Annotated in this window: 18 protein-coding genes and 2 riboswitches; of the genes, 6 read left to right on the top strand and 12 right to left on the bottom strand. The window is 40.0% G+C overall.

Features of this window, described 5'->3' with window-relative positions; all coding sequences use genetic code 11:
* The 4 genes from D9X91_RS02810 to D9X91_RS02825 all read right to left on the bottom strand — a co-directional run bounded on the left by D9X91_RS02810 (position 1) and on the right by D9X91_RS02825 (position 3944).
* Positions 1 to 639, bottom strand: a complete 639-nt coding sequence (locus tag D9X91_RS02810) for a methylthioribulose 1-phosphate dehydratase (RefSeq protein WP_121679054.1) — start codon at positions 637 to 639, stop codon at positions 1 to 3.
* Positions 636 to 1298, bottom strand: a complete 663-nt coding sequence (locus D9X91_RS02815; protein WP_121679055.1) for a 2-hydroxy-3-keto-5-methylthiopentenyl-1-phosphate phosphatase — start codon at positions 1296 to 1298, stop codon at positions 636 to 638. The genes D9X91_RS02810 and D9X91_RS02815 overlap by 4 nt, the downstream gene beginning before the upstream one ends.
* Complete coding sequence (locus D9X91_RS02820) at positions 1298 to 2515, bottom strand: 2,3-diketo-5-methylthiopentyl-1-phosphate enolase (RefSeq protein WP_121679056.1); 1218 nt, start codon at positions 2513 to 2515, stop codon at positions 1298 to 1300. Before D9X91_RS02820 ends, D9X91_RS02815 begins: the two co-directional genes overlap by 1 nt.
* A gap of 62 nt (positions 2516 to 2577) precedes the next feature.
* Positions 2578 to 2688, bottom strand: a riboswitch (SAM riboswitch).
* A gap of 71 nt (positions 2689 to 2759) precedes the next feature.
* Positions 2760 to 3944 (bottom strand): pyridoxal phosphate-dependent aminotransferase, encoded by a 1185-nt coding sequence (locus D9X91_RS02825; protein ID WP_121679057.1) that lies wholly within the window; start codon positions 3942 to 3944, stop codon positions 2760 to 2762.
* Positions 3945 to 4074: 130 nt separating this feature from the next.
* Between D9X91_RS02825 and D9X91_RS02830 the strand changes: the two genes are divergently transcribed.
* From D9X91_RS02830 to mtnA, 3 genes are all read left to right on the top strand, one after another.
* A complete protein-coding gene (locus D9X91_RS02830) occupies positions 4075 to 4857 on the top strand; it encodes a carbon-nitrogen family hydrolase (RefSeq protein WP_121679058.1) in 783 nt (260 codons plus the stop codon).
* A 92-nt stretch (positions 4858 to 4949) separates the two neighbouring features.
* Positions 4950 to 5106, top strand: a riboswitch (SAM riboswitch).
* Positions 5107 to 5199: 93 nt separating this feature from the next.
* Positions 5200 to 6387, top strand: coding sequence for an S-methyl-5-thioribose kinase (gene mtnK / locus D9X91_RS02835; protein ID WP_121679059.1), 1188 nt, complete (start codon positions 5200 to 5202; stop codon positions 6385 to 6387).
* A 42-nt stretch (positions 6388 to 6429) separates the two neighbouring features.
* Entirely contained in the window at positions 6430 to 7482 is a 1053-nt protein-coding gene (mtnA, locus tag D9X91_RS02840) for an S-methyl-5-thioribose-1-phosphate isomerase (RefSeq protein ID WP_121679469.1), read from the top strand.
* 223 nt (positions 7483 to 7705) lie between these two features.
* On the opposite strand, the gene D9X91_RS02845 is transcribed toward mtnA, so the two are convergent.
* The 4 genes from D9X91_RS02845 to D9X91_RS02860 all read right to left on the bottom strand — a co-directional run bounded on the left by D9X91_RS02845 (position 7706) and on the right by D9X91_RS02860 (position 11682).
* Positions 7706 to 8185, bottom strand: a complete 480-nt coding sequence (locus D9X91_RS02845; RefSeq protein ID WP_121679060.1) for a GNAT family N-acetyltransferase — start codon at positions 8183 to 8185, stop codon at positions 7706 to 7708.
* Positions 8182 to 8772 carry a DUF2087 domain-containing protein gene (locus D9X91_RS02850; protein WP_121679061.1) on the bottom strand — a complete coding sequence of 197 codons (591 nt, stop codon included), beginning with the start codon at positions 8770 to 8772 and terminating at the stop codon, positions 8182 to 8184. The genes D9X91_RS02845 and D9X91_RS02850 overlap by 4 nt, the downstream gene beginning before the upstream one ends.
* 203 nt (positions 8773 to 8975) lie before the next feature.
* Positions 8976 to 9458, bottom strand: a complete 483-nt coding sequence (locus D9X91_RS02855; protein ID WP_121679470.1) for a methylated-DNA--[protein]-cysteine S-methyltransferase — start codon at positions 9456 to 9458, stop codon at positions 8976 to 8978.
* Positions 9459 to 9471: 13 nt separating this feature from the next.
* Positions 9472 to 11682 carry a PAS domain S-box protein gene (locus tag D9X91_RS02860; RefSeq protein WP_158598220.1) on the bottom strand — a complete coding sequence of 737 codons (2211 nt, stop codon included), beginning with the start codon at positions 11680 to 11682 and terminating at the stop codon, positions 9472 to 9474.
* A 152-nt stretch (positions 11683 to 11834) separates the two neighbouring features.
* Here D9X91_RS02860 and D9X91_RS02865 point away from each other — a divergent pair, with 152 nt between their 5' ends.
* Together D9X91_RS02865 and D9X91_RS02870 are read left to right on the top strand one after the other, a co-directional pair.
* Positions 11835 to 12887: an acyltransferase family protein gene (locus tag D9X91_RS02865; RefSeq protein ID WP_121679062.1), complete on the top strand. Its 1053-nt coding sequence runs from the start codon at positions 11835 to 11837 to the stop codon at positions 12885 to 12887.
* 317 nt (positions 12888 to 13204) lie between these two features.
* Entirely contained in the window at positions 13205 to 14974 is a 1770-nt protein-coding gene (locus D9X91_RS02870) for a B12-binding domain-containing radical SAM protein (RefSeq protein WP_121679063.1), read from the top strand.
* 738 nt (positions 14975 to 15712) lie between these two features.
* Here D9X91_RS02870 and D9X91_RS22690 read toward each other — a convergent pair.
* Together D9X91_RS22690 and D9X91_RS02875 are read right to left on the bottom strand one after the other, a co-directional pair.
* Positions 15713 to 15874 (bottom strand): hypothetical protein, encoded by a 162-nt coding sequence (locus D9X91_RS22690; protein ID WP_199738068.1) that lies wholly within the window; start codon positions 15872 to 15874, stop codon positions 15713 to 15715.
* Between the two features lie 70 nt (positions 15875 to 15944).
* A complete protein-coding gene (locus D9X91_RS02875) occupies positions 15945 to 17300 on the bottom strand; it encodes a TrkH family potassium uptake protein (protein ID WP_121679064.1) in 1356 nt (451 codons plus the stop codon).
* 208 nt (positions 17301 to 17508) lie between these two features.
* On the opposite strand from D9X91_RS02875, the gene D9X91_RS02880 reads away from it, so the two are divergent.
* A complete protein-coding gene (locus D9X91_RS02880; protein WP_121679065.1) occupies positions 17509 to 17712 on the top strand; it encodes an alpha/beta-type small acid-soluble spore protein in 204 nt (67 codons plus the stop codon).
* A 54-nt stretch (positions 17713 to 17766) separates the two neighbouring features.
* Here the strand turns inward: D9X91_RS02880 and D9X91_RS02885 are convergent, their stop codons facing one another.
* Positions 17767 to 18909, bottom strand: a complete 1143-nt coding sequence (locus D9X91_RS02885) for an anti-sigma factor domain-containing protein (RefSeq protein ID WP_121679066.1) — start codon at positions 18907 to 18909, stop codon at positions 17767 to 17769.
* On the bottom strand, positions 18906 to 19652 hold the full coding sequence (sigI, locus tag D9X91_RS02890; protein ID WP_121679067.1) for an RNA polymerase sigma factor SigI: 747 nt from the start codon (positions 19650 to 19652) through the stop codon (positions 18906 to 18908). Before sigI ends, D9X91_RS02885 begins: the two co-directional genes overlap by 4 nt.
* Positions 19653 to 19716: the final 64 nt, after the last annotated feature.

A 19716-nucleotide genomic window follows, 5' to 3' on the forward strand; every position in this document is an offset into this window, starting at 1 on the left:
TTATATATTTGTTGAATTTAGCAGCGAATTCTTTGCGTGCATCAAAGAAAGTTGATATTGAAATAAAAATTCACAAGCCTCCAAAAGCTTTTTAGCTTCAAATCCGTTTCTTCCCCAGACTGTAATCCCATGGTTCCTGATGAGAACTGCTCCCCTGTCTGAATATATATGCTCTCCAAATGCTTCCGCCAGGTCTGGTATGTGCGGATGATTCGGTATGATCGGTATCCGCAGGACTGCATCTTCTTCCCAAAGATCGAAAGCCTTGATTAGTTCCTGCCCTTTGAACACAACCTCATGATGATTTCCCCAAATCTCAGAGACGACATTATTTGCTACGGTATGGACGTGCAGGCTGCATCCAGCGGATACTCGATTGTAAACTTCACAGTGAAGGAGCGTCTCAGCAGATGGTTTTGATTCTTCTTTCTCGACTGGATGTCCTTCGTGGTCTACTAGGAGAAAATCTGAATTTGTCCTCTTCCGCTTATCCTTCCCGCTGGCAGTCACAAGGAATTCCAATGGATGATCTTTGACTTTAATCGATAAATTACCGCTTGTGCCCATAAACCAGTCCCTGTCTGCCAATTCGTCCTTAATCTCGGCAAGCTCATTCCAGCGATCAACTACAAGGCTCATACTTCCACCTCCTTAAGTTCTGAAAGGAGCTCCAGACATTCGGTAAAAGTATTGAATTCATGATACGGAATGCCTAACGAAGAACATTTTTCTGCAAGAAAACCCCTTGCAAACACAATATCAGCTATTTTCGCAGCTTCTAAATCGGTAATGGAATCACCGATGACTACGACCTTATCATCATGCTCGACAAGTTTTCGAATGATGCTGGGCTTGCAGCACCCACAGTCCTTATCACAATATTGATCACAGGAATGTGGCCAATTGATTTTGATGGCATTTCCCTTGAAGTCCGCTTTATTGCAATAGATTTCTGCTTGGCGTACATATCCCTTAAGCAAAGGTTCAACAAAAAAGTCCAACCCGCCACTGACGATATAAAGCGGAATATCATTGCTCCTGCAGTATTCAGTAAATTCCGGGAATCCTTTTCGAATAACAACAGTCTGTTTTAAAAATCCAACGATATCCTCCCTTAAATGTGATGGAAGAAGGGAGAACATGCTCCCGACCCCTTCTTGTATTGACAGCTTCTGGGACAGAACCAAATCCTTTAGACGTTCCCACTCTTTCGGCGCAAATTTTTTCATGATGGAGATGATATTATCCGTCTCGGTCACAGTCCCATCAAAATCACAAATTACAACGGCTCTTCCCATCAGCTTTTTACCTCAAGGGATCCCCACAGTTCAAGTGCGGACCTTAATTCACCGTGGGCATCTGCCCCTTCCGAAAGTGACTTACCTGCCAAAACGGTTTCGATTGCCTGCCTGAATGCTTTGCCTCCTCCGCTTGCTCCTTTTGGATGTCCATGGACCCCTCCTCCAGCATTAATGATTGAGTCCGTCCCAAAATCATTGAAAAGCACCGGCACGAGACCGGGGTGGATACCTGCTGAAGGAACCGGGAACGTTGTCTTGAATTCATTTTCTTCAGTCAAAGCCTGTTTGATCTCCAGGGCCGCTCCTTTTTCTAATGCGACACTTCCATATGGGGATGGAAAGAGGGAAAAATCTGCTCCGGCAACCCTCAATAATTTACCGAGCAGGAGACCATGCGATAATCCATACACATCCGAGCTGGTGAAAGCCCCGCTGTATGCCGGGTGGGCCATGAGCGGCAGCGAAATTTCACTTTCCTCCCTCAGCTCCTGCAATACATCCAAGCCATAGGTGAAAACGTTAAATAATAAAGCATCAGCACCAAGTTCACGTGCTCTCTTTGCTTTTTCCCTCAATTCGGACGTCCTTCCTGTCAGATTCACAGCATACAGGGTTTGGTGTCCTGTCTCTTCATAGACCTTAGAGAGTATTTTCCTTCCTTCAACAATTCTGCTAGTGAACGGTGTAAGCGGATTTTCGAATAATATTTCATCATCCTTTACTAAATCGATTCCACCTTCTGCCTGTGCCTTCAACTGTTCCAGCAAAAAATCCATATCCCTGCCGATGACACCTTTGAAAATGCTCATCACTAATGGACGATCATAAACATCTAGCTTTTCCCGGATACCTTGTATACCGAATCGGGGTCCTGGAAAAAGTTTTCGCAGCTCTTTTGATAGCTCTAAATCAATCAATTTAATTTCTCCGTCCAATGACAGCTTGCCAAATACAGTCGTCAGGATTGCAGGCAAATCAGCTGAAAAGTTCAAGGCGGGGTATGCAATCTTAATAAGAGCATTCACTTTATTTCCTGCATATCCCTTTTCTTCGACAGAGATTACACGTCCTTTATATTTTGCCAGCTGCCTTTGATCCAGCTGCGGCAGATCAGTCCAGGTTCCAACCGTTAAACCAAGTGCGATCCCTTCAGCTTTTTTCTCAAACGATCCAGGTTTGCCTAAAACGGAATAAGTCGCGATGACTTCACTCATTTTCATCATCCTTTCACAATAAAAAAACCCCTTCAATAAGAAGAGGTTAAATGTACAACTCCTTCTTATCTCCCAGCTGCTGCTGCAAGAATTAGCACCGTGCTTAAAGTTAAAGCTTTAAGTCGGTTGCCGGGCTTCAACGGGCTCGTCCCTCCACCTGCTCTTGATAAGAAATTCCAACTATCAGATTATTTATAATTGCCAATCAAATTAATTAGGATTATGACAGGGAAAAATTCTCATGTCAATCGTTTTTTGAAAAAACATGGATATTTTTTATTCTTTCAACTGCTTCTAGAAGCCTTTCCTCACTTGTCAGCAAACCTGCCCTGACAAATCCTTCCCCAAATTTTCCAAAGCCAATTCCGGGGGCTACCACTACCTTTGCCTCATTCAGCAGCAAGTCTGAAAATTCTTCAGAAGTGTAGCCGTCAGGGACTTTCAGCCATGCAAAGAACGAACCTTTTGGCGCGGACACTTCCCAGCCAATTCCACGGAGTCCTTTGATGAATGCGTCCCTCCTGGCCTCATACATCGCAACCAACTCATGCACACATTCCTGCGATTCCAAAAGCGCACATGCAGCAGCTTCTTGGACTGCCCCGAACAGACTGACATATAAATGGTCCTGAATGAGATTGATCGACTCTACGACACTAGCATTCCCCACAGCGAACCCAACTCTCCACCCAGCCATATTATACGTTTTGGATAAGGTGAAAATTTCGATTCCAATATCTTTTGACCCACTGGTTTGTAAAAAACTGATCGGCTTCTTACCCTCAAAACCAATTGAACCGTATGCAAAATCATGCACGACGCATATCTCATTTTTCTTGGCAAAGGATACCGTTTCTTCGAAAAACTCTTCATTGGCTGTTGCTCCCGTCGGGTTGTTAGGATAATTCAGAAACATCAGTTTAGCTTTTTCAACGATATCAGCTGGCAGTCCATTATAATCTGGCAAAAAATCATTTTCCTCTTTTAGCTCCATCACAGCCATTCTGGCATTTGCCATCGCTACCCCGGACCAGTAATCGGGATATCCGGGATCAGGAACCAGGGCAGTCTCCCCTGGATTCAACAGGCAAAGCGGCAATTCCACAAGACCGGCTTTCCCTCCGAATAATACAGCCACTTCCTTTTCGGGATCCAATTCGACCCCATACTCTCTTTTATAAAATTGTGCTGCAGCTTCTTTCAAAAAAAGATTCCCCCTAAATGGAGAATATTTGTGGTGGCCAGGGTTTTGTGCAGCTTCCTGCAATTTTTTAACAATGTGCACCGGAGTTGGCTGATCTGGATTCCCTTGCCCCAAATTAATGACATCATGTCCTTCCTCAACCACTTTCCCTACTTTTTCAACCAATGAAGCAAAGAACTGCTTTGGCAATGAAGCTATCAAATTGGATGATTCAAAATGTTTCATTCCTTCACCCTCTATCATTATTTTAAATTTATTCATCTTTCCACTTTAAAAATCTAGTCACAAATGATATAACGGAAAAAGCAAGTTGTAAAGTACAAATTTTCTAATTATTCATAAAGGAGAAAAATTTATGAAGATCAAAGTCGCCTGCATTCAAATGGATATTGCATTCGGCCAGCCTGAAAGAAATTTTGAAAACGCCTTCCGATGGATTGAAGAAGCTGCCCGTTCCCAATGCAGACTCATAGTCCTGCCAGAACTTTGGACTACGGGCTATGACTTGCCGAGATTAAACGAAATTGGTGATCCAAATGGTGAGCAGCTAAAAGGTTTTTTGAAGAAATGCGCGAAGAAATTCAACGTGGATATTATCGGCGGTTCAACCGCTCAGATAAAGGACTCGAAATTTTATAATTCACTTTTCGCAGTGGATAAAAATGGTCAAGTTGTTAAGGAATATAGTAAATTGCATTTATTTAAACTGATGGATGAACATCATTTCTTATCCTCCGGCAGGGACCATGCATTGTTCAATCTGAATGGACATACATTCGCTAGTTTTATTTGCTATGATATACGATTCCCTGAGTGGCTGCGCAAACATGTCCTGCAAGGGGCTGAAGCCATTTTTGTAGTAGCGGAGTGGCCGTTGCCCCGTCTGAATCATTGGAAAACCCTCTTGGTGGCAAGAGCGATTGAAAATCAATGCTATGTCGTAGCCTGTAATCGAAGTGGTGACGACCCTAAGAATACATTTGCCGGCCATTCCTTGATAATAGACCCTTGGGGGGAAATCATTGCCGAAGGATCTGAAGGGGAGGGATTGATCGTAGGGGAAATCGATATGGATCTCGTGAAAAAAGTCAGAAAGCAGATTCCTGTATTCGACGATCGCTTATCGGACTTTTATTAATATTCAAACTTTTTCTTGACACAGGTAATTTCTTCTTGTTATGATTTGCATCAAGCGAGATTGAATTGATCAGCTTTAAACAAAATGAATAACTCTTATCAAGAGCAGGCTGAGGGATTTGGCCCTATGAAGCCCAGCAACCGACCGTAATACCGTTGTGAAACGGGGCGTATAATTTCGCCTGAGGTATTTCCTCATAAGGCACGGTGCTAATTCCAACAGAAAGGTGTACTTTCTGGCAGATAAGAGGTGCGAAGCATTAATCTTCAAGCCTCTTTCATAAAATCGAAAGAGGCTTTTTCATTTATTTGATGAAGCCTCTAAACTTTGGAGGTTGCTCAAATGGCATTGGCAAAAGAAAAAATTTATGAACCGCTGAATGAAGATTCAGCGGTCGTGCTTGTAAAGGATTTAGGACTTTTTGAGAAGGAAATTTTATTGGAATGCGAGGAAATCGGTGATGGAAACTTGAATCTTGTCTTCCGCATAGCCGACAGACTCAATAATAAAAGCGTGATCATTAAGCAAGCACTCCCATACGCAAAAGTTGTCGGAGAAAGCTGGCCGCTTACATTGCAGCGTGCACAGATCGAAGCGGATGCCTTAAAGATTTATCACCAGCACACGCCGAATCTTGTCCCCAAGGTTCATTATACGAACAATGACCTGGCTGTCACAATCATGGAAGATCTCTCTCATTTAAAAATCACCAGGTCCGGACTGATAGAGGGCGAATCATATCCATTACTTTCAGGTCATATCGGGGAATTTTTAGCTAAATCCCTATTTTACACTTCAGATTATTATTTAACTCCTCCGGCAAAGAAAGCACTTGCTAAGAAATTTTACAATCCTGAACTATGTAAAATTACTGAAGATCTTGTGTTTACAGATCCATTTTTTAATAGTGAAACGAATGAATTTGAAGAAGAATTGACGGATGATGTCCAAAAGCTCTGGAATGACCTGGTGTTGAAGCTGGAAGCAGCCAAACTCAAAAAAAGTTTTTTGACTGAAGGAGAAGCTTTGATCCATGGGGACCTTCATACAGGAAGCATTTTCAGCAGCAATGAAGAAACAAAGGTCATCGATCCCGAATTTGCTTTCTTTGGCCCCATCGGATTTGATATAGGACAATTCTTTGCCAACCTTCTATTTCAAATCATATCCGATACTGGAAAAGAGAAGATCATCTTAGACCATATCTCAAACACTTGGAACAGCTTTCAAACGATATATTCGGACCTTTGGCTGTCAGAAAGCCATGAAAAATATACCCGTGTGGAAGGATATTTGGATTATGTATTAAAGAAATGCCTCCAGGACGCAATCGGCTTTGCGGGATGTGAACTCATCAGGAGGACGATCGGGCTTGCACACGTACAAGATCTAGATGGCATCCCCTCATTCGATAAACGATTGCAGGCTAAACGGAACAGTCTATCATTAGGCAGGGAGATGATTGTCCACCGAGCGGATTTCCAGGAAATTTCTGGTTTTATCGATTATTTAAGGACATTTCAATTTTAGCTTGTTGAAGCGAACTAGAGAAAAGGAGTCTTTTTCATGACTTTGAACACTTCTTTCCATATACCAGTATCGGTAGAGTGGAATAACGATCATATCAAGATTTTGAACCAGCAGGTGCTCCCACAGACTGAAGAATATATGGAATTGCGCACACTTCATGATGTGCATGAAGCGATCCAATCCTTGAAAGTCAGGGGAGCACCGGCAATCGGGATAGCTGGTGCATATGGCCTGGCAATGGCAGCCGCCCATTATGAAACGGAAGACATTACTGAATTTATTGCACTACTAGAAAAGGATACTGGTTATTTATCTTCCTCCCGACCAACTGCAGTCAATTTAAATTGGGCATTGACCCGTTTAAACCGGGCCGCGCAAAAGTCGAAAAGTGTGAATGAAGCCAAAACCGAACTCCTTCATGAAGCGATTCGCATACATACCGAGGATGAAGAAATGTGCAGGCAGATTGGGGAGTATTCACTGACCTTATTACATGCTGAAGAACCTGTCATGACCATTTGCAACGCCGGTTCCATCGCAACTGCAAAATATGGGACTGCCCTTGCCCCCTTTCATTTAGCTATGGAAAGAGGCAAGCAATTCACGGTTTATGCATGTGAAACAAGACCGCTTCTGCAAGGCTCGCGCCTGACTGTGTGGGAACTGGAGAAGTCAGGCGTCGATGTTACGTTGATTTCGGATAGCATGGCTGCTTATACGATACAGGAAAAAGGGATAAAGGCAATCATCGTCGGTGCTGATCGTATTGCCCTCAATGGTGATACTGCCAATAAAATAGGTACATTCGGACTTGCTTTGCTTGCAAAAGCATTTCAAATTCCTTTTTATGTGGCGGCACCGACATCAACATTCGATTTTTCAATCGATTCTGGAAGTGATATTCCTATCGAAGAACGGAATCCAGAAGAGCTGAAATCGATTCAAGGAATCTTCACTTCCACCGAGAGCGCCAAAGTATTTAATCCTGCTTTTGATGTCACACCATCAAACCTTATCACAGCAATCATTACCGAAAAGGGAATTGTATATCCCGATTACCGTAAATCTATATTAAAATTGAAGCCCGAGGCATAAGGTTTGAACATAATTAATTCACATCACTTATAAGGCGATCATTATCAGGATTACTCATATATTTAGGATTGTTATTACATCCCATTTGATTTCCGCGCTTTAACAAAATCTATTAAAAGATCCGAACAATAATTCTAATAAAAGAATTTGAATTATTGTTCGGATCTTTCTTCGACTAAAATACTTTTGTCCCTGCCTCTTTGGTATAGTGGGATTCTTCTGTTCAACTCCAATTAGAAATCTTCTTTTGACAGCAGTATATCTTTTTTCCTTTCCATTCTTTCTGGGTATATTGCTGAAAGCCAAGTGATTCCCAAAAGCGTCGAGCACCTCTGTTTCCATCAATGATTCCCAGTCTTGCTTCTTTGAAGCCCCTATTAATTAATTTCTCTTCAAAGAGGTGATACACCTCTTTTCCTTTACCTTTTTTTTGCATACTGGAATGAAGAACTAACAAGCCGATCCACGGTTTTCCGTCCTTTGGATTATGCGGACAAAAGTCGATGATTCCGATCCATCTGTCGTTTTCCTTTACTAAATAGCGTTCAGTCTCCAACTCAACACTTTCCTTGTATTCTTCTTTTATATCCTTTTCAAAAAGGAGCTCACGTCCATGTGTCAGGAGATTGTATGCAGGGTTTGAATTCATGATGGCCAGCTCAATTTCCATCCATTCTTGTTTGTTTTTTTCAAACGTGATCATGATTCTATTTTTGCCCACATTTCCTTTGGATTTAATTCATAAATATTATTTTCTCGATACATATAATGGTTGATGATGAACTCTCTTCGAATCGTGGCGAAATCATCATGAAAATTCTTAATATATTCATTGATTTCTTTTTCTGGGTATTTCCGTCCTTTTTCCAGCCCTTCTACCAAGTGTTCAAATACATATAACTTTTTCTTGCGCTGCGCCGGAATTGATTTCAACCTGCCATCCTTTGTAAAAAAATTGCGTAGTACACTTTGCTTTTCAATCGTCAATTTGTCCATTTCGGCTCCTCCTTCATGTTTCTCTTTGACATATTCCAATAATGCAGCTGAATGCTCTTTCAACAGCTTGTGGTTGAGATGAAAATAGATGGTATTTTTATCTCTTCTCTGGAAAACGAGATTTATCTCCTTCAATTTGTTTAAGTGATGGGAGATCGTAGGTGGAGTCACTCCGAGCTTCCCAGCCAGCGCCTGTCCATGCAGCGGACCACTTTGAGCCAAAAGAGTGATGATCCTCACCCTGGTAGGATCACCCATTGTTTTATGAAAGGCAACAATCCGGTTTAATTGCAAACTAACACCCCATTAAAACTAATTTTATTATCATCTAATTAGATGATAATAAAATTAGTTTAATTTGTCAATAAGAAAACTCCTACGCATCAGTCGGAGGAGTTTTTTGAAATTTTTATTATGATCGGTTAGATACGGCTGATTTACATGTAATAAAAACAACCTTTCGTAATCATTAAAAATCAATTTTTCGCTATTGAATTTTACAACGCGTTCTCCAAATATAGGAGCCTTTCTTTTTTATCCACTTGATCTCCTGCATATCCAGTTAGTGCCCGATTCTTACCGATTACTCGATGGCAAGGGATGATGATCGGAAATTTATTCGCTTTGTTCGCTTGGCCAATCGCCCGAACGGCATTAATGTTGTCAATGGCCAAGGCAATATCCTGGTAAGAGCATGTTTTACCATATGGAATTGCCTGAAGCTGCTCCCATACTTTCTTTTGAAACTCTGTCCCTTTGATTTGGAGAGGAAGATCAAATGTCATTCTCTCACCTCTAAAATATTCTTTTAATTGTTTCTTGGCGTTAAGAAGTATATCCTCATCCGATGTTTCCTTCCAATCCTGTTTCGCATGTTGTTGAAAATCACTTTCGTCCAAGAAGATGGAAGTGAGAAAACCATCTTCTCCACTTAGATAGAGTGTACCGATTGGACTTTCGAGCCTTGTATAATAAACGATTTTTGCAACCTCCTTAACAATGCTTGGAACTCGGCAGTTTAATGTGAAAGATGGTCCCCTTTTCCACTTCGCTTTCCACTTCAACTGTCCCTTTATGTTCCTTGATTATTTTAAAGCTTACCATCAAACCAAGTCCAGTGCCTCTGTCCTTCGTTGTGTAAAATGGTTCACCCAATTTTTTGATTTTGTCGGAGGGGATGCCAGATCCTTCATCCTCAATGGTGATATGAATATACCCATCCTGTTGATCGACGATTTTGACTGTAATGTTTCCCCCTTTTGGCATGACCTCGATCGCGTTTTTAATAATATTTATAAACACTTGTTTCAATTGATTAGGTTCACAATAGATGGACGGCAAGTCCTTCTCATAGTAGATATTAAATTCTACACCATGCATTAATGCCTGAGCATTCAATAACTCTATGGTATCCTTCATGATTCGGCACACATCATATTCATTGAAATGGATCGCCTGCGGTTTTGCCAAAATGAGAAACTCTGTGATGATCGATTCGATTCTTTGCAGTTCTGAAGATATCACATTAAAATACATAGAATGTGATTGCGAACCGACCATACTGTTTTCCAACAACTGTATGAATCCTTTTAATGCGGTCATCGGATTTCGGATTTCATGGGCTATCCCTGCGGCAAGTTCCCCGACCACCGTAAGTGTATCTGACTTCCTTAGTTGTTCCTCCATTTCGAGCTTTTCGGTCATATCCCTGATGACCGTTAAATTGAGATTGGAGACAAGATTGCTTTTGGTGGAAATCTCCAGATGTTTCACTTTATTTTCTTCGTATTTATAAGAAATCACTTGACTTGCTTGACCGTGCTTTTTTATGTCCCTCATATGGGTCCTGAATTCATTCATCGTATCAACTTTATCTTCAATCAGATTCCTGATATCCATGCCGATATACTTCTCCTGCCCGCAATTCAGGATTGTTTCTGCCACTGGATTCATATCAATAAGGAGATAATTTTGATCCCAAAGCAGCATTCCATCCAATGTACCTTCAAATACTTTCCTGAACCTCATTTCACTATCCCTTAACTCTTTTTCCATTTGATATCTTTCACTAACATTTCGTAAGATTGTAATGTTATAGCCATCGATCGAATGCATCCTTGAAGTGAATTCCAAGTGCTTCTTTTGTCCATTGGGCATGAGGAATAATAATTCATCCCGGATTGCCCCTTTTTCTTTAAATTCAGCTGAAATATGATAATATTTACGATCCTTTTCATAGAGAAAATCCCATAATTTCGATTGAAGCAATTCTTCTATGGTGCATTCGAAAATACTGAGTGCAGCCTTATTCGCTTTTATGATTCTTCCTTCATGGTCCCAGAGAACGATGGCATCGATCGTTTCCTCAAATAGGTCCTCAAATTGTTCCTCACTTCTTCTTAATTTTATTTCCATCTGCCTTTTTTCTGTGATATCCCTTAAAATCGCCATATGCATATTTTGAAATATATTCGGACTGATGCTGAATTCCATAACAGAAAGCCCATCTTGATGGATAATCGGGATTTCCCCCATGACTTTTTTATTCATTTCTATAAACTTATTGACTTTGAAAATTTTGTGATAGAAGCCTTTTGGAATAAAAGAAAATATTTTTTTCCCTAAAATATTTTCCCTCTCAATGTTGACCTTTCTGCAAAATACCGGATTGACATTGACGATTTTCCCATCATCCCGAAAAATAATGATGCTGTCTGCAGCCTGTGAAAAAATATTATAAAGCATTTGTTGATTCCTTTGATCTTCCCTCTCGATCTCCTTCTGTTTTGTTAAATCCCATAGTTGATAGATGTTCCATTCTTTCAATTCATCCCGCTGGACATTCATCCGAATATGAAGGTTTCTGCCATCGGAAAGAGTCATCAGGACTTCATCGTTAATCACTCCACAATTCTCCAATTGCTCATCATGAAATTTTTTGATAAGGTCAGGAATGTCCCGAAAATAAAATTGAATGGATTTAGAGATAATAGCATTATGACGTTCTTGAAAAAGACTGGCGGCAATTTCATTAATGAAGATGATTTTCCCAGAAAAATCTGTAACAATCACGGCATTTATCATGGAATTGGCAACCGACTCAAAAAGATTGTTCTTGTCGTCATTCAAGCCATCATGGCCTATCCAATTATTCGCCGATAACCGATCGGCTGAGGGCTCGCTTGTGTTCTTTAGGTTTGACACGGAAGTTCCTCCTTCATTAAAAGCTATGACGTTCATAATTTTTATTAGTTTGGCGATCGGCTGTGCATCGACAAACGTTTTACGAAAGCAAAGAATGGGTATAAAATTATCAATCAAAGTTTATTAGCTTAATCAGAACAGTTGGTGACAATATGGAAAAACGAGATCATTATTTTGATAACGCAAAGTTCATTTTAATCTTTTTTGTGGTTTTTGGGCATCTGCTCCAGCCTTACGTGTCACAAAACGCCTTCATTGAAGTGGTATACAAATTTATTTATACCTTTCACATGCCCGCATTTATTTTAGTTTCCGGTTTTTTTGCGAAAGGCTTCTATAAAAAAGGATACGTTGGAAAATTGGCCAAAAAATTGATTCTTCCTTATCTGATCTTTCAGCTCATCTATACGATTTTTTATTATTACCTTTATGATAAGTCCACATTTGCTGTCGATCCATTGAATCCTCAATGGGCACTATGGTTCTTGTTGAGTCTTTTCTGCTGGAACATGCTTTTGCTCCTATTTGCAAAGATGCGTCCCATTCCGGCCCTTGCCATCGCATTCGCAATCGGTTTGCTGGTAGGTTACGTCGATTGGATTTCCAACTACTTGAGCCTTTCAAGAACATTTGTGTTCTTCCCATTGTTTTTATTGGGTTATGTGTTGGACCGTGATACGTTCCGTTCTTTCACGACACCCAAAGCAAGGGTCATCACAACCATCGTTCTATTAGCGACATTTATCGGCATCTTTTTGTTTCCTGATTGGAATGAAAAATGGCTGCTTGGCTCAAAGCCTTACGATGAGATGGGAGCGAAAATCGCTTATAGTCCTTTTGTACGGTCTGGGATCTATATATTGAACATCGTCATGGTATTTTGTTTCTTTTCGTTCGTCCCAACAAAAAATTATTTCTTTACGAAGTGGGGAAGGAACACACTTTATGTTTATTTATTGCATGGTTTCTTCATCAAGATTTTCAGGGCAAGCGATGTACCCAATCATTACACATATGATTTAAGCACATATATTACCTTGGCGATTGTTTCCCTGACCCTTTCAGTTCTATTATCTAGCAAAGCAATCACTTCTTTTACTCAGCCTTTGATTGAAATAAGATCATCCAAGTGGAAAAAATTCAAAGAGCGTGTCAAGCTTAGACTTAATCAAGTAAAAAGAATATTAGGGAACCAACAACCTTGAAAAAACAGTCCTATCGGCTGTTTTTTCTTTTGTCCAGCTCCTCCGGCTACAGGCTGTGAGATTTCCCTCCCCGCGTCTACGATAAGTCATCATCGGATCGCTTCGCTCTCCGTGATTCCTTTATCTCACACGGCTCGGTCCAATCTCTTCGCCTCTGGTCAAGCCGGCTCCGCTTTTCTTATTAAAATTCGGAGGAAACGATAAAAATCCTGCTAAACAATTCAATTTTTCAGTAATATCTCCCATGCATTGAGGTTTTTCCAAAGCTCGGATAAAATAAGTAAGTATATAGATTGAAAAGAGGTTTTAAAAGAGAAATGAAAATAGTTTTAAGCACGTTGAATGCGAAGTACATTCACACCAATTTAGCCTTAAGATGCCTAAAGTCATTTGCGTTGCCGGAATACGAGGCGGAAATAAGCGAATATACAATAAAAGATCCTTCATTGAACATTGTTTCAGATCTATTCACTAAGAAACCGGATGTCATTGGATTCAGCTGTTATATATGGAACATCGAGGAAACAATCAAAGTTATACAAATGCTGAAAAAGATCATGCCGACATTGAAGATCGTACTTGGAGGCCCAGAAGTCACATATGACGTTCCATACTGGCTGGAAAGAATACCGGAGGCTGACTTCATTGTTTTGGGAGAAGGGGAAGAAACCTTCAAACAGCTACTCGTTGAAATTGAAGGAGATCATCAGTGGGACAAGGTACCCGGCATCGGGTACATGAACGTTGGAAAGCCTGTCATCAATCCTCAGCGAAACAAATTGGACCTTAGGGAGCTTCCATCCCCGTTTCGCTTTAAAGAGGACCTTCCTCATCTATCCAAACGTGTCGTATATATTGAAACGAGCAGGGGATGCCCTTTCCGTTGTCAATTTTGCTTATCATCCATTGAAGTGGGTGTTCGATACTTTGATAGAGAAAAAGTTAAAGATGATATTCGCTATTTAATGAAACACGGTGCAAAAACCATCAAATTTGTAGACCGTACCTTTAATATCAGCAGAAGCTATGCCATGGAAATGTTCCAGTTCTTAATAGATGAGCATTTACCAGGAACAGTTTTTCAGTTCGAAATCACAGCTGATATCATGCGCCCGGAAGTCATCGACTTTTTAAACAAAAATGCACCTGCAGGATTATTCCGTTTCGAGATTGGCGTTCAATCGACTAATGATGAAACAAACGAATTAGTAATGAGAAAGCAAAACTTCCAAAAACTCACCCGCACCGTCACAATGGTGAAAGAAGGAGGAAAAATCGATCAGCATTTAGACTTGATAGCAGGTCTGCCCGAGGAAGACTATCATTCCTTCCGAAACACTTTCAATGATGTTTTCGCCCTGCGCCCGGAAGAATTGCAGCTGGGCTTTTTGAAAATGCTGAGGGGGACTGGATTAAGGATAAGAGCTAATGATCATAAATATATTTATATGGATCATGCGCCATATGAAATTTTAGGGAATAACTTATTGAGCTTCGACGATATTGTCCGTATCAAGCAAGTGGAAGATGTATTGGAGAAATATTGGAATGACCATAGAATGGATCAAACGATCGAATATTTGGTTTCAAATATTTTTGACTCGCCATTTGACTTCTTTCAACAATTCGGTACTTTTTGGGATGAAAAAGGCTGGTCAAGAATCGGACATCAACTCGAAGACCTGTTTAATCGCTTGAAGCTTTTCCTTGAGTCATTAGAAATTGAAAACATGGAATTGATTGAGAGTCTGATGATGTACGATTACATCCGCAACCAAAAATACAAGCCAAGAAAACCATGGTGGGCACATCAGCTCAGCAAACAGGAAAAGGGTGCATTGTATCATTACATCTTGCAGAATCCTGAAATACTCGGCGAAAGTTTCATGAATCTCAACCTATCAGAAAAAGAATTATTCAAGCATACCATGTTGGAAATATTGCCGTTCGATGCACAGCAATATTTTACAGAAAACAAAGTTATCAATGAAAAGACAGCGTTGGTCGTGTTCTTCGATCCTTCCGATGGATCACCACACATGTTCTTTGTGCCTTTTGTGAACATGAAAAAAGAAGTTGTTAAATGAATTCAAGATGCTCGTAACAATAAAAATAAGCTGACATACAGCCGCTTTCATAAAGATGACAAAGGGATCAAGTAAAGTTTCTTCGATTCCTTTGTCATTTTTTGGATGTGTTTTCAGTTAGATTATTGTTTGTAAATAACTTACCCGTTCCTTTCTACGGGGCCTCCACAGGAAGTGAGGTCGTTCGATGTTGGAACAAATTGGCTCAGCTTTCAGTTGAACAAAGGGACTTCTGAGGAAATCGCGAAGTTATTATAGTAATTGAGAAAAGACTGTAGACAATTTGTCCTACAGTCTAAAAGAGCTCTCAATAATTTATTATTCCAATTATTGTTATATCGCTGAATATTATTTCATTGACAGTATGTATACATATCATTGTCGTTGATTGAAACGGAAGGAGCACGACTCCGAGGGGATAACCGGGCAATAAGAAAAGTGTAGGGTCATTGCCTAATGGCTTATGACCTCGATCCCCTAAGCCCCGTGAGACCCATCGAGGAGGGATCAATGCCAGCCCATCGGAAGACGAGCATCCTTCCGTGGAAATCAATTATTCAATCCTTTGACTAACGGCATCGAATTGAATGCTATAATTAAACTAACATTTATCATTCTTATCTTTCTTTTTACGGGAATCGCGGTTAAATGCCAACTCGAAATGTTTAGCAGCATTTATGTCCCCGAATTCCATCCCGAATTCTTCTCTGCAAGACTGGGATTTATCTTCTTTTTTCATTACCCTCTACCCTTTTGGCCCTGCTTGGAGTTGCGATTGGCAAATTTCGCTGTGTCTTCACCATTTGCATACTCAGTCGAGAATTCAGTTTCCTTTTTATTCTGATAAGGAGTTTGATTATTTTTAGCTGCTGCATCGAATTGTGCTTTTCTTTTGGCCATTTTTTATCTCTCCTTAAATCGATTAGGACCTTAGTATGCATCAATACGACATCCATTATCCATGACATCCTTAGCCGATGATGACCCTTTCTTTAGGGAGACGGTATCTTGTCAGCTTTTCATTTCCTCCGAACATGAACAAAAAGGATAGAATCCCGACTCTTCCAATAAACATGAGCAAAATGACGATGCATTTACCGATAATGGTGAGATCAGGGGTTATGCCAAGCGATAACCCTGTAGTTCCGAATGCAGAACAGACTTCAAACAGAATCGGCATTAATGGCTCCTTCTCGGTGATCATCAAAGTGATGACAGAAGAAAAACATATTAAGAAAGCCATGGTGGAAACAATGAATGATTTCACTACATCATCTTCCAATAGCTCTCTTTTGAAAACCTTAATTGTTTTATTTCCTTTAGAAAAATGGTATAAGGCCAAAATATTCAGGGCAAAAGTGGTTGTACGGATTCCCCCTCCAACTGAGCTAGGGGAAGCTCCAATGAACATCAAAGCACATAAGACCAGCAGTGTAGGGTCTGAAAATTTACTGACATCCATTGTTGCCAATCCGCCATTCCTTGTCGTGATCGATTGAAACAAGGAGTAAAACAGCCGCTCATGCCACGACATCCCTTTGAAAAAATGATTCATATCCAAAAGAAATATGGCAATGGCCCCCAATATAACCAAAGAAAAGAACGTGAAAGTCGTTAATTTTGTATATAGAGAAAACCGGGTCCGCCTTCCTGAGTTCCTGGAAAGCAAATAATCCTTTGTTTCAATTAAAACGGGGAAACCAATCGCCCCTAGAATAAGCAATAGCATATTTATGATTTGGACGAAGTAATCATGTTTAAACATAAACAATGAAGAGCCTGTTATATCAAATCCTGCATTTGTGGTTGCACTGACAGAGGCAAAAAGTCCTTGAAGGAACGCTTCCTCCCAATCAGGGAAATAGTTTAAGAAATACACGCCCAACACGAGTGCACCGATTAGTTCAATAGTTAGAATGATAACCAATATTTGCCTTAATAGCCGGACCAAGCCGGAGAGGCTTGTCTGATTTTGGTCGGTCATGATCAGTCTTCTTTCCTTAAGGCCAATTTTCTTTCGAAAAACCAGCCAAATAAAAGTTCCTAAGGTCATGATTCCGATTCCACCGAATTGAAGAACGAACATTAATATGAATATGCCGGCAGTATTAAAGGTTTGTGATATATCAACCGTCGATAACCCTGTTACGCTGACAGCACTGACTGCCGTAAAAATCGCATCTAGAAACGACCATTTGGCTGCGGGATTATGGGCAAAAGGCAGGCTTAACAATATAGTCGAAACTGTCACAGCTAAAATATAAAACGACACGATCAGCTGGGCAGGAGATAATTTCCTGAATTTTATTCGCAATGGATAAAGCATGTTAAAATCCTTTCTAAGCTTACTCTAGTCTCTATCATAATGAAATGGATATTATTTTTAAAGCTTTTTTCCTTATTAGCTTTTCTTTACAGCAAATAAAATAGTCAAATGTACTATTTGTGATACCATTTACCATTAATGATTCTCCAAAAGTCTTCACATAATAGTATTACCAGCAATGGAATACACAATGAAAGGAGAAATCAACATGGCTCGCAGCACGAATAAACTTGTCGTACCAGGAGTGGAGCAATATTTAGATCAAATCAAATATGAGATCGCCCAAGAATTTGGCGTGAATTTGGGATCTGATACTGCAGCAAGATCAAATGGATCAGTTGGAGGAGAAATTACAAAGCGTCTCGTTCAACAAGCTCAATCCCAACTTTCTGGCCAACCTAAACAATCTTAATTACAGGCTTTTAAATTGCCAATTGAATATAGATGGGAAAAAGAGTCCGGACGATTAATCGCCGGACTCTTTCTTATGTTCCTGCCCATAATTTTTATCGCTGTCACCGTCATGTTGATGACTATTCGGCTGCCATCCGCCATCATCTTTGTGTCGGCTTCCTTGATCTTGATTATCCTTCCAGTCCTCTTTGTCATCTTGATCATGGATTTTATCATGATTTCCCCTGTAGCCTTTGTGCCCTTCCTCTTCACCTTTTTTAGGATAAATATTCTTGTCTTTTTCCGAACCTTTAAGTTTATCCTTGTATGAATTTTGATCCGATGGTTTTGACGTACCGGATGGGTGATCAGGCTTCTTTTTTGATGGATGAACATTATTCTGTTCCCTGTTGATTGAATCCCCGCTTTTTGAATTATTATCAGTACCAGAGTGTCCAGTTCCAGTTCCAGTTCCATCTTCATTCGTTTGAGGCTTCTGCTTTTCTGGTTGTTTCTCTTTCTCCATCGCCTTCATCGGTTCAGTTTCTTTACCCTTTAAATACTTACCGGTGGTCAATCCCTGCGCAACTGCAGCCTTACGTACTTTTGGGGTGGCTTTTAAAACAATCAATTGTGCTTTTAGGTTTTCAGACACCTTGTTCAAAGATTGTAAATCCTTTTCCATCTGTGATTGGAACTTACTGCTGCTTTTTTTAAGGGGAACGGAAGCGATGACTACTTGATGGTTTTCTTTTAAATAGCCTTCCTTTTCGCTCTCTTCCATGATCTTCTCAGCAGCATTTGTCATTTCTTGATGCTTTGATAAAGAGATATGTTCGAGAATCTTTTTGCCGTCATCGTTAAAGGCTTTTGTTTCTACTACTTCAAAATCTTTATTGACCCCAAGCTCAATGCTCGGATTAATATCAATCGAAACATATGCGTATACTTGATTTTCTTGGAAAAATGGAAATAGCAATACAAATGATAAGATGAATATAGCAGCAATCGAAGCCAATGCTCTCTTATTCCCTATATAAGCGGGCAAAACGAATGGGTTCTTTTTTTCTAATTTCAATTCATAAGCCCTAAAGGATATTTCATCTCCCAATTCATAATCATGGGATGTTTTTTTACCTTTTAAAAATTCTCCATCAGCTGTCAGCATTACGAGATAGTCTTCTTTTATATCCATGATGATTCCCTTTTTCATCATAAGCCTAACCGCCCTTTTAAATATTCCTTTAAGTATATAAAATCCCCATATAATATAAGTGCAACTGCAATGATATATTTTCTGTTGCGTTCTATCGTCTTTCTACTCACTTTAACTTTTTTTTCTAATTTTTTAATGGGAAGCTGCTTCTTTTCCAGCAGATGGTCCATGAATTCTTCGTTCTCTAAAATTGTTTGTGCGACATGAATCGCATTTACCCGGGCGTCTTCATGCTTCGGTGACTGATTTAACAAGTCATCGAACGTAACATCGTATGAAGAAATCAACTGTTGAAATTGGATGATTTCCTCCTTCCGGCGCTGCTGCTCTTCCTTCTTCTGGAACTCCTCCAATGACAATGTATCTTCGAGCGTCACGCTCGGATGATCATCTTCATTTTCGTAACGGCTTCCGGTCATGCTAATATCTTTGAATTTGGCATTTTTTCGAATATAATCGATTACTCTCCGCTTGATGATAACCTCGGAAAAACTGATTAGTGATGTTCCTTTTTTATGTTCATATTTTTGGATAGAATCATGAAAGGCCATGAGCCCAATGCTAAATTCATCATCACTTTCACTGATGTATTTTTTGCATACGGAAGATACCGTTTTTTTGACAAATGGCTTATATGAATCAAGCACTGCATTTAATGCTTCCTCATTGCCTTTTTGAATATCGACGGCTAAATCTTCCAATGATTTTTTCTTTTTTCGAGCCATGAACAATAAACTTAGCATTACTCTCACCTCATCCTAGGCCATATTATACCACGATTTATGTTTCATCGTATTTTAGGATGGA

The organism is Falsibacillus albus, from assembly GCF_003668575.1.
GTDB lineage: Bacteria > Bacillota > Bacilli > Bacillales > DSM-25281 > Falsibacillus > Falsibacillus albus.

Coding starts and splice junctions, on each gene's coding strand:
- D9X91_RS02845 (WP_121679060.1), bottom strand. CDS start 8,185: ATGATCACGTTTGAAAAAAACAAACAAGAATGGATGGAAATTGAGCTG.
- D9X91_RS22690 (WP_199738068.1), bottom strand. CDS start 15,874: ATGGCCAAAAGAAAAGCACAATTCGATGCAGCAGCTAAAAATAATCAA.
- D9X91_RS02825 (WP_121679057.1), bottom strand. CDS start 3,944: ATGAAACATTTTGAATCATCCAATTTGATAGCTTCATTGCCAAAGCAG.
- D9X91_RS02880 (WP_121679065.1), top strand. CDS start 17,509: ATGGCTCGCAGCACGAATAAACTTGTCGTACCAGGAGTGGAGCAATAT.
- D9X91_RS02820 (WP_121679056.1), bottom strand. CDS start 2,515: ATGAGTGAAGTCATCGCGACTTATTCCGTTTTAGGCAAACCTGGATCG.
- mtnK (WP_121679059.1), top strand. CDS start 5,200: ATGGCATTGGCAAAAGAAAAAATTTATGAACCGCTGAATGAAGATTCA.
- D9X91_RS02810 (WP_121679054.1), bottom strand. CDS start 639: ATGAGCCTTGTAGTTGATCGCTGGAATGAGCTTGCCGAGATTAAGGAC.
- D9X91_RS02830 (WP_121679058.1), top strand. CDS start 4,075: ATGAAGATCAAAGTCGCCTGCATTCAAATGGATATTGCATTCGGCCAG.
- D9X91_RS02815 (WP_121679055.1), bottom strand. CDS start 1,298: ATGGGAAGAGCCGTTGTAATTTGTGATTTTGATGGGACTGTGACCGAG.
- sigI (WP_121679067.1), bottom strand. CDS start 19,652: ATGCTAAGTTTATTGTTCATGGCTCGAAAAAAGAAAAAATCATTGGAA.
- D9X91_RS02865 (WP_121679062.1), top strand. CDS start 11,835: ATGGAAAAACGAGATCATTATTTTGATAACGCAAAGTTCATTTTAATC.
- D9X91_RS02875 (WP_121679064.1), bottom strand. CDS start 17,300: ATGCTTTATCCATTGCGAATAAAATTCAGGAAATTATCTCCTGCCCAG.
- D9X91_RS02870 (WP_121679063.1), top strand. CDS start 13,205: ATGAAAATAGTTTTAAGCACGTTGAATGCGAAGTACATTCACACCAAT.
- D9X91_RS02885 (WP_121679066.1), bottom strand. CDS start 18,909: ATGATGAAAAAGGGAATCATCATGGATATAAAAGAAGACTATCTCGTA.